This is a genomic window from Burkholderia sp. Bp8991, assembly GCF_003853795.1.
Lineage (GTDB): Bacteria > Pseudomonadota > Gammaproteobacteria > Burkholderiales > Burkholderiaceae > Burkholderia.
In genome coordinates this window covers 1-17,731 of record NZ_QTQJ01000051.1, presented here as the reverse complement: position 1 = coordinate 17,731, position 17,731 = coordinate 1, and the positions used below count along the sequence as shown (strand labels likewise).

The window sequence follows — 17,731 nt, the reverse complement described above, 5'->3', positions numbered from 1 at the left end:
GCTTAGATCACCTTGCTCTTGATTTCTTCGATCGCCCGTTGCGCGTCATCGGGTGCCAGATAGCCGAGATGCCAGCCGGGTTCGGTTTCCATGTACGACACGCCCTTGCCCTTGACCGTCTTCGCGATGATGCAGACCGGCTTGCTGCGCACCGGGTCGGCCTTCACACGACGCAGCAGCGGCACGAGGGCGGTCAGATCGTGGCCGTCTACTTCATGCGTCTCCCAGCCGAAGGCGCGCCACTTCTCCGCAAGCGATTCGATACCGATGACGTCGTCGACCTTGCCGTCGAGTTGATAGCCGTTGCGATCGACAATCGCGATGAGGTTCGAGAGGCGGTGATGCGCGGCGAACAGCGCGGCTTCCCATACCTGCCCCTCCTGCATTTCGCCGTCACCCAGCAACGTAAAAACCTTGAAGGGGCTGCCTGCCATCTGCGCCGCCTTGGCCATGCCGGCACCGTTCGATAGCGCGTGGCCGATCGACCCCGAGCTGAAATCGACGCCCGGAACCTTGGTCATGTCCGGATGATCGCCGAGCGGATTGCCGAGACGGGTGTAGCCATCGAGCGTCTCCCGGTCGATGAACCCGTAGTCCGCAAGAATGGGAAAAAGTCCGACGGCCGCGTGCCCTTTGCCCATCGTGAACCGGTCGCGATCCTTCCATTGCGGGTTGCCGGCACGCAGTGCCATGACGTCGTAGTAAAGCGCGGCAAAGATTTCGGCTGCGGAAAACACCGACGTGTAGTGTCCCGTCTTCGCGATTTCTATCAGACGAATCGTCTCGAGGCGGACGAATTGCGCCTTCTCGCGCAACTGCGCGAGCGTCTCCCTGGAAAGCGCCTGATCGCTCTCCTGCAATGCTGTCGACATAGAGTCTCCTATTGGAACCTGAAAGGAACGAGGCGAGCGCGGCAAGACTCGGCATTCCGCCTTCGTTTCATACATGATGCATCATATATCATGATAGCGCAATGATCGACGCGCCCTGTCTTCTGTTGTCGATGTGTACGCGTGGCATTCCGGCAATCATGAATCGCGCTCCGCAAATTGACCTTGCCGTATCGCCCTCAAATGATGCATCATATATCTTCAAACAACACGGAGACACGCATGATGACCACTCCACCCTCCTCGCCCACGGTCAATGGCGAAACACAGGTTATCGTCCTGATGGCGTGGCCGTCCGCTCACGTCCGGACGCCCACACTGTTCAATGCCCTTTGCGCGAGGAAGAACATCAACGCGATCATGGTTCCGTGGGCCGTGCGTCCCGAGCATCTGACGCAGGCATGGGACGGACTGCGGCACATCGCCAATCTGGCCGGTGTCGTGCTCACTATTCCGCACAAGCAGGCGGCGGCAGAACTGTGTGAGGAACTCGATGGCGACGCATCGTTGCTCGGCGTTGTGAACGCGGTCCGCCGCAACGCGAGCGGCAGTTACACGGGGCGAATGTATGACGGTTCCGGTTTTGTCGCCGGCATGCTGCGCGAGGGCATCGCGCTCGCGGGCAAGCGCGTGCTTTTGCTTGGCGCAGGTGGAGCGGCGACTGCCCTTGCGTTGGCACTGGCGCGCGAGGGCATTGCACGGCTGACGATCGCGAACCGCAGTCGAGAAAAAGCAAGCGACCTGGCGGCACTCGTCGGAAAGGCAGTGCCGAACTGCGAGGTAAAAGCGGGCAGCGACGAGCCAGGCAATCACGACATCGTGATCAACGCAACGTCGCTAGGTCTGAAACCTGACGACGCGCTGCCCTGCGACACGTCGAAGCTGACGCCCGCAATGGTCGTCGCTGAGGTGATCATGCAGCCCGCGGTCACGCGGCTTCTGGTAGAAGCTGAAGCGCGTGGCGCCCGCACTCACCGTGGCGAACACATGGTTATGTCGCAACTCGATCACTTTGTCGAATTCCTGCTCACCAACGTGAATGCGTGAGGCTGAGGCTGGCGTCCTTGTCGCCCAACGTCTCAGCTAGCTCGCCACCCAGATACGCGGTCCTTGCAAGCAAACCGATCGGCGATTCCGGCACGCTTACTGCCCCCTAGTCACTGATGCATCCGATGATATTCATCTGTTCAGGATTCCATATCTAATTCTATTAGACCGGTACTCGAAATCATGACTGCACTCATTTTTGGCTCTCCGGGCCGATACATCCAGGGCGACGGACTCCTTGACGATATCGGTCAATACATTCGCGAATGCTCGGAGCGTGCGCTGATCCTTTGCGACTGCTTCGTGAAAGAACAGTTCGGATCGCGAGTCGCGGCCTCGTGCGCCGCGCACGAAATCGACGTACGCTGGATTGCGTTCAGCGGTGAACTTACGGATCGAAAGATTCGCGAGCTCGAGCAGGCCGCGCAATCGTTCGACCACGAAGTCGTTGTTGCGATCGGTGGCGGCAAAACGCTCGACGCTGGAAAGGCGCTTGTCGATGCTGCACATTGCGCGTTGATCACCGTGCCCACCGTTGCATCGAACGACTCCCCAACTTCCAAAAACTATGTGGTTTACGACGAGGATCATCAACTCGCGGCGGTCAGGCACTTGCGGCGCAGCGCCACGTACGTGTTGGTTGACACAACGTTGATCGCGCAGGCGCCGACACATTTTCTGCTTGCCGGCATCGGTGATGCGATCAGCAAATACTTCGAAGCAGAGCAGTGCCTGCACAGCGACGGCAAAAACATGTTCGGCGCCAGGCCGTCCTACTCTGCGTACGTACTCGCGCGCGAGTGCTTTTCGATCATTCGCGCCCACGCGGAGACGGCGCTGGCCGAGCTCAAGCACGGCCGCACTGCTCCGGTATTCGACCGGCTTGTCGAAGCCGTCATTCTGATGAGCGGCCTGGGCTTCGAAAGCGCGGGGCTATCGATCGCGCACTCGATGACGCGTGGCCTGTCCCGGCTCGAAACGTCGGCGCGGGCACCACACGGCTTGCAGGTCGCGTACGCGCTGCTCGTTCAACTACATCTCGAACGTCGAGCACCGGACTTCATGCGCGACATGATCGGCCTCTATGCGCGCATTGGTCTGCCGGTCCGCTTGTGCGACCTGGGTTCTGGCGTCGTCACTCGCGAGCACTACGAGACCGTCGCTCGCTTCACGTTACAAGCACCCTACTCGGCAAATTTCGAGCGCACGCTCGGCATCGCGGACATCGTCGCGGCAATGGAAGCCATCGACCACGCTACTGCCTGAGCCCACAGGCAGCGCGAACCGGGCGCGAAAACATTTCCCGCGACAATAAATTGGAGACTTCATGACTTACCTTTCTCATCTTTCCTCGTCGTCGCGACGTGCCACGTCGCAACCTTCATCTCATCGGCGATCCTTGATCGCGTCCAGCCTCGGCAATTTACTCGAATGGTTCGACTGGACGGTCTACACGGTCGCATCGGTCTATATTGCTGGCGCGCTGTTCGATAATACGAACAAGACATCGTCGCTGCTCGGTACGCTGGCCGTATTCGCTGCAGGCTTCTTCGCCCGCCCGTTGGGTGGCATCGTATTCGGCGCGATCGCCAACCGGATCGGGCGCCGCTCGGTACTCTTGAGTACGATGCTCCTCATGGCGTTCGCGAGCCTTCTGATCGCGATCATCCCGCCATATGACGCAATCGGCAGTTGGGCCTCGGCTGCATTGCTGGTAGCGCGACTCGTGCAGGGTGCGGCGCACGGCGGCGAAACAACTGCGTCCTACGCCTACGTTGCCGAAATCGCTCCTCCGGCGCAGCGTGGTTTGTGGTCGAGTGCCGTGTTCATTTCGGTCGGCGCCGGCTCGCTGCTTGCCACCTTTTTTCTTGCGTCGCTCACGGCGTTCCTTTCACCGAACGCCATGCAGGACTGGGGATGGCGGGTGCCGTTCGCGTCAGGCGGGTTTCTCGCGATATTCGCGCTATGGCTGCGCCGCAATATGGTGGAGAGCATCAGCGTTGACGCTTCGACTAACGCCCGTCATAAACCGTGGCCACGGGCCAAGGTCGTGCGTGAAGGCTTGAAGCTGTTCGTGTATGAGGCCGGTTCGACGCTTACCTACTATACGTGGGTAACGTCCGCGGCCATCTATGCAATCAGTGTCAAGCACATGGATCCGCACCGCGCGTTCGCAATGAGTTGCATTGCCCAGGTGATCTATCTGATCGCGCTTCCGCTCATTGGACGCCTTTCCGATTTCACAGGACGCAAGGTTACAACGCTCATCTCGCTACTCGGCATCTCGATCACCATCTTTCCGCTCTGGAGCTTGATTTCCAGCGAGCCGTGGACGTTGCTTGTCACGCAATCGGTCGGGCTCGTGCTCGTTGCATTTATCACCGGGAGCAAGCCTGCAGCCATTTCGGAACAAGTGCCGACACGCTACCGCACCCGTCTCTTCGGCTTCTTCATTTCACTTGCGGTCGCATTCTTCGGCGGCACCGCCTCATATCTGAATGCATGGTTGTATTCCATCAACAGGGGGCAGCTATTCAATGTCTATCTTATCGTGGTGGCCGTAGTCGCGAGTTGCGCCGTGCTGACATGGAAAAACAACACCGGGGTAAAGCTGGACGATATCGAATGAGCTTGGATACCGACCCTGATCTAGGAAATAGTCAGGGTCAAAACTGGAGAAATTCGACATGACGTGTCCGACTGGGACACGAAGGCCATGTCATGAAGACGAGCAAGTTTACGGAAGATGACCTGCCCTGGAATTTTCGGACCAGTTGAAACTTGAGAGAATGGCTTCCAACGGAGAAAAGGAAGTCATGAAGAAGAGCCGGTTTACCGAAGAACAGATGGTCACCATCCTGCGCGAGGCGGACAAGGCGCCGGTCGCGGAAGTTGCGAAGAAGCACGGGGTCAGCGAGCAAACCATTTACAACTGGCGACAACATTTCGGCGGGCTGGAGGCTGCCGACGTGAAGCGGCTCAAGCAGCTCGAGCAAGAGAATGCGCGGCTGAAGAAGATGCTGGCCGAGCGCGATCTCGAGCTGGACGTGATGAAAGAGATCAACGCAAAAATGTATGGTCCGCCCCGGTTTTGCAAGCGGGTTCTGTGTGACGAAGCAGTCTGCGTAAATGTATCCGGCCTCTCGCGAGTCAGCCGCTTTTGGCGGCAAGGCCATGATGGGATATGCGCGCTCGGTTCCCAATAAATGGACTGACCTCAAGGACCGCTTTTTTGTCCCGGGTTTACCGAACGCCGTAGCACAGTTTCGTCATCAGGTATCAGCCTGCAAACTTGGAAGGGTGTTCATTGCCTCCTACTGCTGTTTCGGTTGCCTAAGATAGAACGCGCCTTGTCGGGTCAGTACGGCCCACGCAATTCTTGCGAGCTTGTTGGCCAAAGCGACGATGACTTTGTTGCGATGTATGCCCCGTGCTTCCATTCGGCCTATCCAGGCACCGAGATGATCTTTTGTTCGATCGAGATGCAGCACACAGGAACGAGCGCCGTGCACAAGCAGCTTGCGCAAATAGGGATTGCCGCGCTTACTGATTCCGAGCAAGCACTGTTTGCCACCCGTCGAGAATTCCTTCGGCACAAGCCCAAGCCAGGCCGCCAGATGCCGACCGGATTTGAATTGAGTGCCTGTTCCGGCGAAAGCAGTAATGGCCGTCGCTGTGAGTTGGCCGATACCCGGGACTGATGTCAGTCGCGTGGCAGCATCGTCGGCGCTGGCAATAGATTCGATTTGCTGCCGAAGTTGCAGCAGACGTGCCTCGATGGAACGATATTCCTGCCATAGCTCCTCGAGCAGGCGGCGCATCGACGGAGTCAGTCCGTTTTGGTCATCTGAGAGAATCGACGGCATGTCACGGACGAAGTATGCGGCGCCGACACTGATGGTGAGACCGTATTCGAGTAGAAAAGCACGGGCCTGATTGATGACGGACATCTTGTTGGAGACGAGTCGTTGCCGGACACGGTGTAGCGCTTGTAAATCGAGCTGGGCCTCTGTCTTCGGCTGTGCGAAGCGCATGGTGGGACGGGAAATCGCTTCGGCAATCGCCTCTGCGTCGATCATGTCCGTCTTGTTGGACTTGACGAACGGTTTGACGAACTGCGCGGGGACTATCCGGACCTCGTGACCTGAGAGGACGGCCTTACGAGCAAGCCAGTTACTGCCGGGGCAGGCCTCCATCCCGACAACTGTTGGTGACGCACGGGCGAGAAATTCGATGAGGCGTTCGCGAGTGAAGCGGCTTCTGAACACCGGCTTGCCAGCGAAATCGAGTCCGACGACGTGAAACGCTGATTTGCCGATGTCGATGCCCATGCGAACCACGACAGGTTTGACAGGCTGACTCATGACACACCTCCTCGGAAGCTGTACGTGTCACCGCCGATTATGCGACTGCGGGAGGGGCGGACCATCCTATTAGTGGTGAGCGCGCCCGCCCGACGCCAGCAGGTCACCTACGCGAAAGCACGGGGCCTGTCGGAGCGACGTGCGTGCGCGCTGATGTCGGTCGCCCGATCGGCGCTGCATTACGAATCGACGCTGGCCGTGCGGGACGCGCCGGTGCTGGCAGCGATGAGCATTCTGTCGGCGCAATATCCGCGTTATGGTTACCGCCGCATCCAGATCTTTCTGGAGCGGCAAGGTCACCCGATGAGCGCCGACCGGGCTTGGCGGCTGTGGCGTCTTGCCGGGTTGCAGGTGCCGCGCAAGCGACCCCGTCGACGCGTGTCGGTCCATCGCCCTCGGCCGCAGCCGGCGACGGCGGCACGACACGTTTGGGCGTACGACTTCGTATTCGACGCGTGCGCCAACGGCCATTCACGCGCGTACTCGTCGATCACCGCTAGTCACTTCAACTGCTGGTTCGCCGTTCTGCGCGACGGTACGATTTCACTCAAATCGGGCCCATCACTCATCGAAACAATCTGGCCCCGCACGGCCGATCGCCCCTCGACGAAAAAGGGGCGGAGCCTGCCAGGGCCTTCGTCCAAGTCAATACGGTATCGGTGGCAACGAGCAACCCTTCGGCGGGCCGTCCCCGACTCGGGGCGCGACGGTATCTCTTGTCGCACACATGAAAGCACGGTGATACGTCACCATATGGCCCTTCCATGTTGAGAATGTATAGTCGTTATCCCATCGCATTTCGTAACGATAAGGTCCACAGCCCCACTGGGTACACGTCGGATTCTGCCTTTTTCCCGTCGCCCTCCAAACACCTCTATAATCCGCCGCCGGAATGTACTTATCGAGCGCGATTATCATCGCATACGCCGTAGATCCGGATGGCACATAGATTGTTTGCCCAATGGTGAAACTCTGCTCTTGCGTCACGGCCTGACTATAGGAGGCACTTAGGCCGCCGCCTTGGCTTTTGAAGGTCGGGGATAAATCGATACCGATCGTCCACTGCCTCGTGATCGACGTGCTACGGCCTTCTGTCTTGTTCGCTGTGCATCCACTATTCGACGGCGTACTGCAACTGAGCGTAAATTCGGGATAATATTTTTGGACCCTCCACACCCAATACGTTCCTTGGGCACCTTGATTGGAATAGTACGAAATATACGAATTATTTCGATCAGCGGAAATCGTTGGGTCCGTCACCCACTTCGTTGTTCCGGTAGCGAGAGCGTGACTATTTTGGGAAAGCAAGCCCAGGCAAGCCGCGAGCAATGTTGCCAGAACGGCATATCGAGAGGATTCAATTTTCATTCGATTCACCCCGCAATCATTGCGTTTTTTGTTTAATCAACGAATCGCTTCCACGTCGCCCGAGTTTGGGCAAGAGCGTGGCCAACTCATCTCGCTCTGCGGCATCAAATGCGAGTACGCCTACCCCCTCATCCGGCGCCCCCTTATACAGCAACGCAACCGCTGCTTTGCGCCCGACATGGGCCAGTTCGATACTGAGATCGAGAACGCGCTGTTGACTATCGGCACTCCCCGATGAATCGATGATTATCAGATAGCCTTCGTTCAGCGCACTGGATACTTTCTCTTTATAGCGACCGAAATCTTCATCTGCGTTCACAATCACCCCGTCAAATTGATTCTGAATTGCGGGATTCACCGAATCGCTGGACTGGATTGTTGCAGAACGGCCAAGTTCTTGCATTGCAATCCCCATGGATCCACTCGACAAGTTGACCCATGCAGATTTTCTTACGGAATAGTCCTTATCGATCGCGACGGAATTTTTCCCGGCGGTCGAAAGGGAGTTCGATTCGAACTGCTGCCCGGATGCAGACTGCTGCGTCAGCACACTGGCAGGAGAACCTACAGCTCCGTCATCCCCTCCACACGCACTGACCGCAAGCGACGAAATTCCCATGAACAACGCAATGCGCCACCTCATCCGACACCCCCAAATTCATTGAAAGTTTCTAAGTTTCAAATAACCACCCACAACAAAACAACCCATACATCAGCACACCGCATCATTACAGCGAATCGATATTTGCAAAAAGCCGCATCGAATACCGTGCAGCGGGTCCGATTCGGATAATTACCTCGGAACACCACCGGGCCGTGACGCCACCCCACACGACCATACCTCACTCTTGACTCCAATTTACAACCCGCAGCCTAACCCGCCTCATTTTTACGAGGAAATTAAATATCTCGATAAGCGTTATTAATTATAATAATATGCCTCCCATGCACACCAGCTCAGCCATTCCACATACAATCACGATCGACTATTTGAATATGTGAAGATCAAAAACTCCCATTTTATTCATCAAATGCCAAACCGCCTTACTCCCAGCCACCACATGCGATTCGCGACAATTCCATGGATGGCGGTCCAAGCAAGACGGAAATCTTGATCCGTCGAGCAAAACTATTGTTCCGCGCCACCGAATGACAATCGTCAAGGAAATGAATTACAGTTTCTAATTCCGAGATTCAGCACATCCCGATAATGATTGACCTCGATCTATTGAACACCCTGCTGTGCGTCGTCGAAGAGCGGAACTTTACGAGAACCGCGGAGAGAATCCACAAGACGCAATCCACAGTAAGTCAACAAATATCGAGGCTCGAGAGATCACTTGGACACACGTTGCTCGTCCGTGATAGAAGTGGTAACAATGTTGTCGTCACGGAACAGGGTGAAATATTGGCGACCTACGCGCGTCGTCTTATTGAACTTGCCCAGGAAGCAAAAAATGCTCTTGCGGCCAACCGGGATTTGATTCAAATTCGAATTGGAATACCAGAAGATTTTCGGGTCGACCGGATTACGCAAGTTCTTTCCGGATTCGCCTGTATAAACCCGTCCATTCGACTTGAAATAGCAAGCGGCATGAGTATTGATCTGCATGCGAAGCTTGCTGCTGATCAGCTTCAACTCGCCTTGGTAAAACGGGAACCCGGAACGGGGGCGTGTGTGGCGTCTTGGCCAGAGTCCGTCGTCTGGGTGACAAACCGGCAGACTGTCACGCCGTACGACGTGTTGCCATTGGCAGTCTTTCCTCGAGGATGCATCTACAGGGCACGAGCGGTATATGCTCTCAAAAAAGCAGGAATACGATGGAGAGTTGGTTTCGAAAGTCCCAGCTTGACCGGAATTCAAGCCGCGGTATCTGCCGGCTTGGCCGTTGGCGTATTGCCAAGATCTGCCGTCTTGCCCTCCCATCGAATCCTGTCGTCCTCCGATAAGCTGCCCGATTTACCGGGGACCGAACTTGCCTTAATTGCAAAAGTGAATCCAGTCAGCTTTGAACAACGTCCTCTCGTAATTTTTCTTTGCAGTGAAATCGAAAAAATCCTAGACGATCAGGAAAATTAAAGGAATGATGGCGTAAGAGATCAGTCTATTCGCCGATGATCAACATCCTCTCGCGGCGATGAATCAGAGCGCCGGAGAATGATCTGAAACAGCCACGGTTTCGACACAAGGCATAAACGGACTCGTATCGGATCGCCGAATTTAACCGCGCAATTTCAGGTTGCTCAGGCACATGGCTTTCAGCACCCTTCGCCGTCACACCAGGAGCCAATGCCGCAAGCGCACACGCCGTTCTATTCTCGGTTGGCCATAAAACGGCTGTCGCCCAATACAGATGCAGCCCCGACTCCCAATTACTTGCCGCCGATCGATATCCGCCATAACTCGTAGCGCTCGTGACCGTTTGGGACCAGACCTGCGACATGGTCACTCAGCGCGCTCGACGTGAAGACGAGATCGCCGGTCGGAAGCAGAGCCGGAGTGTCCGGCCAATGCACGCCATCGTCGGATGCGATCAACGACATCGATTTCGTGCCCGGTTCGTACTTCACGATGCCATTGTGCGTGACATCGGTAATGTAGAGCACACCGTGCGAATCCGTCACGATTCCGTCCGTGTTGCCACCGACAGCACCAAGATCACGAATCTCCGTGGCGATCTGCTCATCTGTTGCACCGTGCAGCCTAAGAACGGCGGTCGGAACCGAACGTGCGCGTGTTCCTGTCGTCACGGTCCAATACAGCGTCGCACCGTCCGGCGACAGCGCGATACCATTGATACCTATCAGCAGCGGCTTTTCCGGCCATACTTCAACGCCATGGGAGACGACCTTTACCCCAGCTTCGACCTGCAAATACGGATGCCCATCCAGCACACGTCGCGCCGTGCCTGACGCAAAATCGGCGACGATCAGTCCGACCTTGTTATGCGGTGAACTGCGCGAGCCACTGTCGGAAACATACGCGATGCGCCTGTGTTCGTCGACGACGATGTCGTTGAGGAAGCTGCCGACACGATCGGCCACACCGTCGAGGGCGATGCGCTTCACGATTCGTCCGGATTTCAGATCGAACACCACGATTTTCTGGGCTCCAGCAGGTGCCTCCGATTCGCCGGCAACGAACCCCATGTCAAGTGCCCAGAGCCAGTCGTTTTTCCGATCGACGTAGAAGCCCAGCACGTTGCGCAAATGCTCGCTCGGAGCAGTTGCTGTGGAATTGCCTTCCATTGACGGAAATGGCGTCAGTCGCGCCGGGCCGGTAGTTGCCCGAGTATCCAGCCTGCTTAGCGTCGCCGGTGTCGAAGCGGCGACGAACCGCGGGGTACTCACATATGCGGTACCGCGTGCGTCGAAATGAAGCCCGGCAATCGGCGCATTGACCGAGCCAGCGAACGGCGCGGGATCTCCACCGTCTTTCGGAATCTCCCAACTTACTCCGGCGTAGCTTCGCCAGCGTTCAAGCCGGGTATCGGCCACCGCAGTCGCTGCGGTCGCGCAACTGATGAAGGCAATTGCGAAAGCAAATGGCGTAACTCGACTCAAGCGCTCGAACATGATGAAGGATGGTGAATTCGTTAGATGCGGTTATGCGACTTGATGCAGATGCAGCAATTTGAAGGTTTCGATCCATTGACCGGCGGTCGCGCGGAATGCGTCCATCAGCGGGCTGCGCATGTGGTACTCCCACGACGCGCGGTCCGCCCATTGCTCAAAAAAGACGACCATCCCCGGCTGATCCAGCGATTCATGCAGTTCGTAACTGAGACAGCCGGGCTGGTGGCGCGCCATCTCGACGAGTTCCTGTTGGGCTTGAACCAGCACCGCTTCGCAACCGTGCTTCGCCTCTACGAGTGCAACAATGACGTGGGCAGACATATCGAGGCACCTGTTCACAGAATCGACCGAAAAGTGCCGCCTTCGACGCGCACCGCAGCACCGTTGGATGCGGCACCCAAAGGACTGACCAGCAACGCCACTATGGCGGCAATCTCGTCGGCCTCGATCATGCGGGCGATCAGTGAGCTCGGACGATACGTGTCGAAGAAGTGGGATTCGATTTCCGCATCGGTCATATCGGGCCGTGGCGCGGTCTGCCGCAAATACGCGACGATGCCTTTGGAGCGCGTAGCGGACGGCAGTACGCTGTTGACGGTCACACCCGTACCCTTCGTCAGTTCGGCCATTCCGCGCGAGACCGCGAGCTGGGCCGATTTGCTGACACCGTAGTGCACCATGTCCGGCGGCGTGAACGCCCCGACTTCGCTGGACATGAAGATGACACGCCCCCAGTTCTTCGCAAGCATGCGAGGAAAGTAATGACGTGACAGCCGTACGCCCGACATGACGTTGACATCGATCATTCGCAGCCATTCATCATCAGTGATCTCGGCGAAGGCCCTGGCTTCGTAGTAGCCAAGGTTATTCACGAGAATATCCGTATCCGGCTGCGCTTCGATCAGTTCCGCGACACCTCGCTTGCCGCTCACATCGGCGACGATTCCGCGCACGCTGCCGCGATGCGCGGTAGCGGATATCTCGGCGACGGCGGTATCGAGTTTGTCACGCTGACGCCCGGTGATCGTGACCGACACACCTTCGCCGGCCAACGTTCGTGCAATGGCCATACCGATGCCAGCGGTGGCGCCGGTGACGATGGCAGTTTTACCTTCAAGTTGCAGATCCACCGTTTGCTTCTCCCTTGCTCGTCGAAGGACCGGCTACGCCGGTCCATTGCGTGGCATTACTTCAGCCGCTTCAGCATCTCGCCCGCGACGTCGAGTGCGGAGGCCGGATTCTGACCGGTGATCAATTCGCGGTCGGTCACCATGTGCGCGGTAAATGGCACCTCGTTGCTGCTATAGATGCCGCCGGCCTGCTGCAGCGCGGTCTGCGGATAGAACTTCATCACTCCGCCGCCAAGCAGTCCTTTTGCCTGCTCCTCTTCCGCGTTGCTGATCACCGTCATGCGGTAACCGGAATAGATCCATTTCGGGTAGCTGCCGCTCGCGTTCCCCGAGGCGAGCTTTCGTGCAAAGCCCCGTGCATCGGGCAGGGTCGACAGCAACGCAATCGGACCATGACAAACGAGCGCCGTGGTCTTGCCGCGCGCGTGAAAATCGGCCAGCAGTCGGCCCACCGCGGGGCTGGTCAGAAGATCCTGCATCGGCGCGTGGCCGCCGGGAACATAGACGGCATCGAAGTGCCCGTAACCGATCTGCTCCACCCGCGACAGACTGATCACGGGAGAGTGCGAGCGCGACGTGATTTGCAGCTTGTCGAGCAAAGCCTGGTAACCGCGCATCGCCTTTTCGTCGCCGTTGAAGTACATCTTGTCGGCAGACGTCGCATCCATCGTGGGCGCGTTGCCCTCGGGCGTGGCGAAGGTCACCTGGTGGCCGGCATCAAGCAAGGCCTTCACGGGCTGCATCAGTTCGTTCAGGTAGAAGCCCGTCGCGAAGACCTTGCCGTCCTTCAGATCGAGGTGATCGGAATCCGACAACACCACGAGCACGTTGGCCGCGTGAGCGCTGTACGCTGCAATGCCGAGCATGGCGGCAACGGCGAGCTTGCGCATCGAATGCATAGCGTTCTCCATGGGGAATTTCAGGCCTGCCCTGAGTGATTCAGCAACAGATAACGGATCGCCGCGCCAACGCCGGAAGCCGACTGCGGGTTCTGGCCGGTCACGAGACGTCCGTCGACGACGACCTTCGCCGTCCAATTCGGTACGGGATGGTGATGCGCGCCGCGCTGTGTCAACGTGCTCGCGAGCAGGAAAGGCACGACGCGATCGAGTTGAACCGCGCGCTCCTCTTCATCCGTGAATGCGCTGAGGTTCTTGCCGGCGACCAGGTACGTTCCGTCGCCGAGGGTCACATCCACCAGCGCGGCGGGGCCATGACATACCGCGCCGACCACACCGCCTGCCTCATAGACCGCGCGAGTCACCTTTTGCACGTCGGGATTGCCCGGAAAATCCCACATCGCACCGTGACCGCCTGCAAAGAAGACAGCCGCATATTTCGACGCGTCGACATCGCCCAGTCGCTGCGTGTGGCGTAGCGCGTCGCGGAAAGCACTGTCGTTCCAATAGCGCGCGTTGACTTCGTCCGTCAGGTCAAGCCCGTCGACGGGCGGCTCGCCGCCCAGAATCGACGCGAATTCGACCGGGATGCCGGCCGCGTCGAGTTCGGCAAGCGGATGCGTCACTTCGCCGAGATAAAACCCGGTCGGCTCGCCGGTCGAGCCTTTCGTCGCGTGGCTCGTGAGTACGAACAGCACGGACAAGTCCTGCCGGTCACGATGTTCACTATTCATGGTTCGCTCCTCGATTTCAGTGGGTGACCCGACGACGGATCACAATGCGCCCACTTTATTTGGCTCAATGGAGGAGATAAACTGAGTCAGAAGTAAATCTTCTGTTCTCTGGGGGACAAGATGGGGCGAAGATTCGACCATCTCGGTGATGTGGAAGCGTTTGTCACGGTAATTGAAAAAGGCTCGATGACCGCCGGCGCGGTGGCCTTGGGCAGCACACCTTCGGTTCTGAGCCGAGCTATCACGCGCCTGGAGACTCGGCTGGGTGTGCAGTTGCTGCGTCGTTCGACCCGACGGTTGAGCCTGACGGAGCAAGGCAGGCTCTATCTGGAACAATCGCGCGCAGCGTTCTTGTTGATCGACGATGCCGAGCGCGCCATTCAGGGGCAGGACGGCGCGCTGACAGGTCATGTCCGGCTCAGCGTACCGACGACGTACGGACACTATCGTCTGCCACCGCTGCTTCGGCAGTTCACGCAGCAACACCCGCAGGTTCGCGTGGAGTTGAATATCGCGAACCGGAACGTCGATCTGGTGGCCGAAGGTTTCGATCTGGCGATCCGGCTAGGCGCATTGCCCGACAGTGGACTGGTCGCGCGCAAGCTCGAAGATGCAGCGTTATGCCTGGTAGCGTCGCCAGATTACATCGCCAATGCTGGCATTCCGGAAAACGTGGCCGATCTGGAGCGCCACCTTTGCTTGCCTTTCATGCTGCCCAGCAGCGGCCGTATCGCACCGTGGGTGTTCCAGGACGGCGGTCAGGACATCGACTGGCTGCCGCCTTCGAACGTCGCGGTCTCCGACGATGTGCTGGGTGTCGTTTCAATGGCGCAGAGCGGCGCCGGCATCTGCCAGACCTATGATTTTATTGTTCGGGACCGGATTCAGGCCGGAACTCTCGTCGAACTGCTGCCCCACCTCCGTGGCCGCACACGGCCGTTTTCTGTGATTTATGCGCCTCATCGTCGCTTGTCTGCGGCATCACGGGCCCTGATCGACATGCTTGTCGCGTCTACCCCCGATTCATCCAAATGAAAGCAGAATGATGGTTGATGGACTCTCAGCGCTCAGCACGGGTTCGGGAAATTCGAACGGCTCACTGATTGCCACGATTGAACGACACTAATGAATGCAAGTGGCGTAGCGGCTTCATGCAACGATTCGAAGCACGTTGAAATCAGCCTGAAGCCGGCATGTCTTAAGGCATTTCGTATTCGGGCGGTTACGCGCGTTTGATTTGCTTGATCAAAAAATCGACCATATCTCGCTGTGCGTGGTCAAGAATATCGCCGGTGCCGACTAGCGCAAGCTCTGACGGTGGCAATGGAGGCAAATCGGTGCAGACTCGATGCTCCGGCAAGATCGCAGACTTCGGTAGCACCGAGATAGCCAGACCTGCGGCGACCGCTGCCTGAATCGCAGTAAGGCTTTGGCTGCCAAACGCTATGCGCCAGGCACGCTGCGCCTTGTCGAGACTGCGGATCGCCCGCTGACGGTAAATACATCCGTGGGGAAAAAGCGCAAGCGCGATCGGCTCGTCCGAATCCGGCTTCGGGGAATCAGCATCCCGCCCCCGCACCCAAGCAAGCGACTCTGGCCAAGCCGCGAAGCAGTCGCCTCTGCCAGGTTCCCGCTTGACGAGTGCGAGGTCTATTTCCCTCGCGGCAAGCTTGCCTTGCAAATCCGCGCTCATACCCGCCGACGTTTCAAGCCTCACATCCGGTCGGACCTTCAGAAAACCCGAGAGTATTGCCGACATGCGCCGCGCATCGAAGTCCTCCGGGACCCCGATTCGAACCGGCGAAAGCTTGACGTCGCGCTGGAGCACCTCGCGGGCTTCCTGCGACAACGCCAGCAGCCTCCGCGCGTACTGCGCGAGCAAGACACCGTGTTCGGTGGCAACGACATGATTCCCCGAACGGTCCCTGAGCAGCAGCGGGCGACCTACCGACTCTTCCAGCTTTCGCACCTGCTGGCTAACAGTCGACTGCGTGCGATGAACACGTTCGCCTGCACGAGTGAAGCTGCCTTCATCAACGACGCAAATCAGCGTCTTCAGTAGCTCGAGATCAAACATGGTCAGTCATTTGAAATTTAAATATCCATGATTTTATTATCTAATTTCTAAATATGAGACCTTCTGCCTATGATGCGAATGTCTTCTAGCCAAACAGGAACAATGATGTCACTGAAAGATACGAGTCGGCCACAATGGCTGACATTCGACTGCTACGGCACGCTCATTCAATGGGACGAAGGTTTGCTGGCAGCGGTACGCGAGATTCTTGGAAAACGGCAGGCAACGGAGGTCGACGCATCCAGATTCATCGAGGTTTACGACCGGTATGAACATGAGCTCGAGCAGCAATCGCCCCACCGCACCTTCCGTCAGGTTTCCGGCCAGGGCCTTCGACTTGCGCTGGAGGAATTCGGGCTTGCCGGGAGCGAAAGCGACGCCGCAGTGCTGACTTCGAGGATTGCGGCGATGCCACCGTTTCCCGAGGTCGTCGGCACGCTAGGGAAGTTGAAAGCAATGGGATACCGTCTGTGTATTGTCTCGAATACGGACGACGACATTATTGCAGGCAACGTCGCACAACTTGGCGGCTATATCGACAGGGTCATTACTGCACAACAGGCCGGGGCCTACAAACCAGCACGTCGGCTGTTCGATTACGCGCACGAACAGCTTGATGTATCGAAGGACGACGTTGTTCACATTTGCGCCAGCCCGCATCTGGACCATGCAGCGGCGCGAGACATCGGATTTCGTTGCGTGTGGATTGATCGAGGCACGGGTCGAAAATTGCTTCCGGACTACACTCCAGACGCGACGTTACAGACGCTGCACGAAGTACCGGAACTCTTTGCTACGCTCGACTGGTAGTCCATTGTCCCGTTACCCCGATCACGGTTTGCCCAAGTGCATGCAATATTGCCGGAAGAAGCGACGCGTTCCGATCGGGGTACATCACACACGCTTCTCATCATCGACATACTGATCGCGGTCCGGCACATAAACCCTGATCCCAGAACGACACGTAACGATTTGCATCCGGTGACCCGAAACGTCGACGCTGAATCCCGACGCAAATCAGGATGACTCTCGCTCCAAGACTGCCCCGCTCCACCACCCATCTTGCTCCGCTTCCGACACCGGCAAGAACCCGTTGGTTTCCCAAGATCACTTGTCGGACCGGCCGCTGAAAAACTTGATCGGCATGGTGCCGGTCTACTTGGTAAGGCGACTGAGACTTCTCTCCTTGAGCCGTTGAAGGGCGCTCAGGTCGGATCCTCTTGCTCCCGATGCCAAAGGTCGTGGATGCTTTGCTTGCAACGCGCTCCAACTTCCAACGATGGCCCCAAGCTCAGTTCGCTCCAGCACAAACGCATTCTGCCAGCTCATGCGGCTGGATCATCTGCATGATTGGTCCGGTACTGGCCTCGACACATCCGATAGCAATCAGTTGGTTCGGTCGATGCGAATGTCCGGACTTTCAGGACACGAAGGCGTGAGAGTCAAGTCATGTGATATCACTCCCTGCATTGCTCGTTTCGACCAGCATCGTCGGCATGCCGCACTTGTTCACGAGGTTACTCACCCAGATACGCAGCCCGCACCTTCGGATCGTCGAGCATCTGCTTCGCGTCGCCTTCCATCGTGACCGTGCCGGAATCCATCACGTAGCCGCGGTCGGCCGCTTGCAGCGCGAGCCGCGCGTT

Annotated in this window: 15 protein-coding genes and 3 pseudogenes; 8 read left to right on the top strand and 10 right to left on the bottom strand. The window is 57.7% G+C overall.

From position 1 onward, the window contains the following. Nucleotides 1-2: 2 nt before the first annotated feature. Nucleotides 3-872, bottom strand: a complete 870-nt coding sequence (locus tag DIE02_RS33700) for a transketolase (protein WP_124489519.1) — start codon at nt 870-872, stop codon at nt 3-5. A 240-nt stretch (nt 873-1,112) separates the two neighbouring features. On the opposite strand from DIE02_RS33700, the gene DIE02_RS33695 reads away from it, so the two are divergent. From DIE02_RS33695 to DIE02_RS33680, 4 genes and pseudogenes are all read left to right on the top strand, one after another. Then, a complete protein-coding gene (locus tag DIE02_RS33695) occupies nt 1,113-1,937 on the top strand; it encodes a shikimate dehydrogenase (protein WP_124530259.1) in 825 nt (274 codons plus the stop codon). A gap of 183 nt (nt 1,938-2,120) precedes the next feature. Then, nucleotides 2,121-3,203: a glycerol dehydrogenase gene (locus DIE02_RS33690; RefSeq protein WP_124530258.1), complete on the top strand. Its 1,083-nt coding sequence runs from the start codon at nt 2,121-2,123 to the stop codon at nt 3,201-3,203. 61 nt (nt 3,204-3,264) lie between these two features. After that, nucleotides 3,265-4,566 (top strand): MFS transporter, encoded by a 1,302-nt coding sequence (locus DIE02_RS33685; RefSeq protein ID WP_124524287.1) that lies wholly within the window; start codon nt 3,265-3,267, stop codon nt 4,564-4,566. Between the two features lie 187 nt (nt 4,567-4,753). Continuing rightward, nucleotides 4,754-5,008 (top strand): annotated as a pseudogene (locus tag DIE02_RS33680) (transposase); the annotation flags it as partial. Nucleotides 5,009-5,251: 243 nt separating this feature from the next. Here DIE02_RS33680 and DIE02_RS33675 read toward each other — a convergent pair. Beyond that, nucleotides 5,252-6,301: an IS110 family transposase gene (locus DIE02_RS33675; protein WP_124524286.1), complete on the bottom strand. Its 1,050-nt coding sequence runs from the start codon at nt 6,299-6,301 to the stop codon at nt 5,252-5,254. A gap of 72 nt (nt 6,302-6,373) precedes the next feature. On the opposite strand from DIE02_RS33675, the pseudogene DIE02_RS33670 reads away from it, so the two are divergent. Beyond that, nucleotides 6,374-6,773, top strand: a pseudogene (locus DIE02_RS33670) (IS3 family transposase); the annotation flags it as partial. Nucleotides 6,774-7,685: 912 nt separating this feature from the next. Here DIE02_RS33670 and DIE02_RS33665 read toward each other — a convergent pair. Further along, nucleotides 7,686-8,288: a hypothetical protein gene (locus tag DIE02_RS33665; protein ID WP_124469844.1), complete on the bottom strand. Its 603-nt coding sequence runs from the start codon at nt 8,286-8,288 to the stop codon at nt 7,686-7,688. Between the two features lie 591 nt (nt 8,289-8,879). Between DIE02_RS33665 and DIE02_RS33660 the strand changes: the two genes are divergently transcribed. Continuing rightward, nucleotides 8,880-9,749 carry a LysR family transcriptional regulator gene (locus tag DIE02_RS33660; protein WP_119338660.1) on the top strand — a complete coding sequence of 290 codons (870 nt, stop codon included), beginning with the start codon at nt 8,880-8,882 and terminating at the stop codon, nt 9,747-9,749. Between the two features lie 293 nt (nt 9,750-10,042). Here the strand turns inward: DIE02_RS33660 and DIE02_RS33655 are convergent, their stop codons facing one another. The 5 genes from DIE02_RS33655 to DIE02_RS33635 are packed head-to-tail and all read right to left on the bottom strand — an operon-like array spanning nt 10,043 to nt 14,008. After that, the gene (locus DIE02_RS33655) at nt 10,043-11,245 is read right to left on the bottom strand and encodes an L-dopachrome tautomerase-related protein (RefSeq protein WP_124530257.1); all 1,203 of its coding nucleotides are present in this window, start codon (nt 11,243-11,245) and stop codon (nt 10,043-10,045) included. A gap of 30 nt (nt 11,246-11,275) precedes the next feature. Continuing rightward, a complete protein-coding gene (locus tag DIE02_RS33650; RefSeq protein ID WP_059619756.1) occupies nt 11,276-11,566 on the bottom strand; it encodes a putative quinol monooxygenase in 291 nt (96 codons plus the stop codon). A gap of 14 nt (nt 11,567-11,580) precedes the next feature. Beyond that, nucleotides 11,581-12,375, bottom strand: a complete 795-nt coding sequence (locus DIE02_RS33645) for an SDR family NAD(P)-dependent oxidoreductase (RefSeq protein ID WP_059619754.1) — start codon at nt 12,373-12,375, stop codon at nt 11,581-11,583. A 56-nt stretch (nt 12,376-12,431) separates the two neighbouring features. Beyond that, the gene (locus DIE02_RS33640) at nt 12,432-13,286 is read right to left on the bottom strand and encodes a type 1 glutamine amidotransferase domain-containing protein (RefSeq protein WP_260441554.1); all 855 of its coding nucleotides are present in this window, start codon (nt 13,284-13,286) and stop codon (nt 12,432-12,434) included. 8 nt (nt 13,287-13,294) lie between these two features. Further along, on the bottom strand, nt 13,295-14,008 hold the full coding sequence (locus DIE02_RS33635; protein ID WP_124530256.1) for a type 1 glutamine amidotransferase domain-containing protein: 714 nt from the start codon (nt 14,006-14,008) through the stop codon (nt 13,295-13,297). A gap of 120 nt (nt 14,009-14,128) precedes the next feature. Between DIE02_RS33635 and DIE02_RS33630 the strand changes: the two genes are divergently transcribed. Further along, nucleotides 14,129-15,043 carry a LysR family transcriptional regulator gene (locus tag DIE02_RS33630; protein WP_124489509.1) on the top strand — a complete coding sequence of 305 codons (915 nt, stop codon included), beginning with the start codon at nt 14,129-14,131 and terminating at the stop codon, nt 15,041-15,043. A 187-nt stretch (nt 15,044-15,230) separates the two neighbouring features. Here DIE02_RS33630 and DIE02_RS33625 read toward each other — a convergent pair whose 3' ends face one another. After that, nucleotides 15,231-16,085, bottom strand: coding sequence for a LysR substrate-binding domain-containing protein (locus tag DIE02_RS33625; protein WP_124530255.1), 855 nt, complete (start codon nt 16,083-16,085; stop codon nt 15,231-15,233). A 105-nt stretch (nt 16,086-16,190) separates the two neighbouring features. On the opposite strand from DIE02_RS33625, the gene DIE02_RS33620 reads away from it, so the two are divergent. Beyond that, on the top strand, nt 16,191-16,895 hold the full coding sequence (locus DIE02_RS33620) for a haloacid dehalogenase type II (RefSeq protein ID WP_069707191.1): 705 nt from the start codon (nt 16,191-16,193) through the stop codon (nt 16,893-16,895). A 707-nt stretch (nt 16,896-17,602) separates the two neighbouring features. Here the strand turns inward: DIE02_RS33620 and DIE02_RS33615 are convergent. Then, nucleotides 17,603-17,731: pseudogene (locus DIE02_RS33615) on the bottom strand (ABC transporter ATP-binding protein); the annotation flags it as partial.

What these genes read in the sequence shown, in the direction of transcription:
- DIE02_RS33700 (WP_124489519.1), bottom strand. Translation starts at nt 872, where the DNA reads ATGTCGACAGCATTGCAGGAGAGCGATCAGGCGCTTTCCAGGGAGACG.
- DIE02_RS33695 (WP_124530259.1), top strand. Translation starts at nt 1,113, where the DNA reads ATGATGACCACTCCACCCTCCTCGCCCACGGTCAATGGCGAAACACAG.
- DIE02_RS33690 (WP_124530258.1), top strand. Translation starts at nt 2,121, where the DNA reads ATGACTGCACTCATTTTTGGCTCTCCGGGCCGATACATCCAGGGCGAC.
- DIE02_RS33685 (WP_124524287.1), top strand. Translation starts at nt 3,265, where the DNA reads ATGACTTACCTTTCTCATCTTTCCTCGTCGTCGCGACGTGCCACGTCG.
- DIE02_RS33675 (WP_124524286.1), bottom strand. Translation starts at nt 6,301, where the DNA reads ATGAGTCAGCCTGTCAAACCTGTCGTGGTTCGCATGGGCATCGACATC.
- DIE02_RS33665 (WP_124469844.1), bottom strand. Translation starts at nt 8,288, where the DNA reads ATGGGAATTTCGTCGCTTGCGGTCAGTGCGTGTGGAGGGGATGACGGA.
- DIE02_RS33660 (WP_119338660.1), top strand. Translation starts at nt 8,880, where the DNA reads ATGATTGACCTCGATCTATTGAACACCCTGCTGTGCGTCGTCGAAGAG.
- DIE02_RS33655 (WP_124530257.1), bottom strand. Translation starts at nt 11,245, where the DNA reads ATGTTCGAGCGCTTGAGTCGAGTTACGCCATTTGCTTTCGCAATTGCC.
- DIE02_RS33650 (WP_059619756.1), bottom strand. Translation starts at nt 11,566, where the DNA reads ATGTCTGCCCACGTCATTGTTGCACTCGTAGAGGCGAAGCACGGTTGC.
- DIE02_RS33640 (WP_260441554.1), bottom strand. Translation starts at nt 13,286, where the DNA reads ATGGAGAACGCTATGCATTCGATGCGCAAGCTCGCCGTTGCCGCCATG.
- DIE02_RS33635 (WP_124530256.1), bottom strand. Translation starts at nt 14,008, where the DNA reads ATGAATAGTGAACATCGTGACCGGCAGGACTTGTCCGTGCTGTTCGTA.
- DIE02_RS33630 (WP_124489509.1), top strand. Translation starts at nt 14,129, where the DNA reads ATGGGGCGAAGATTCGACCATCTCGGTGATGTGGAAGCGTTTGTCACG.
- DIE02_RS33625 (WP_124530255.1), bottom strand. Translation starts at nt 16,085, where the DNA reads ATGTTTGATCTCGAGCTACTGAAGACGCTGATTTGCGTCGTTGATGAA.
- DIE02_RS33620 (WP_069707191.1), top strand. Translation starts at nt 16,191, where the DNA reads ATGTCACTGAAAGATACGAGTCGGCCACAATGGCTGACATTCGACTGC.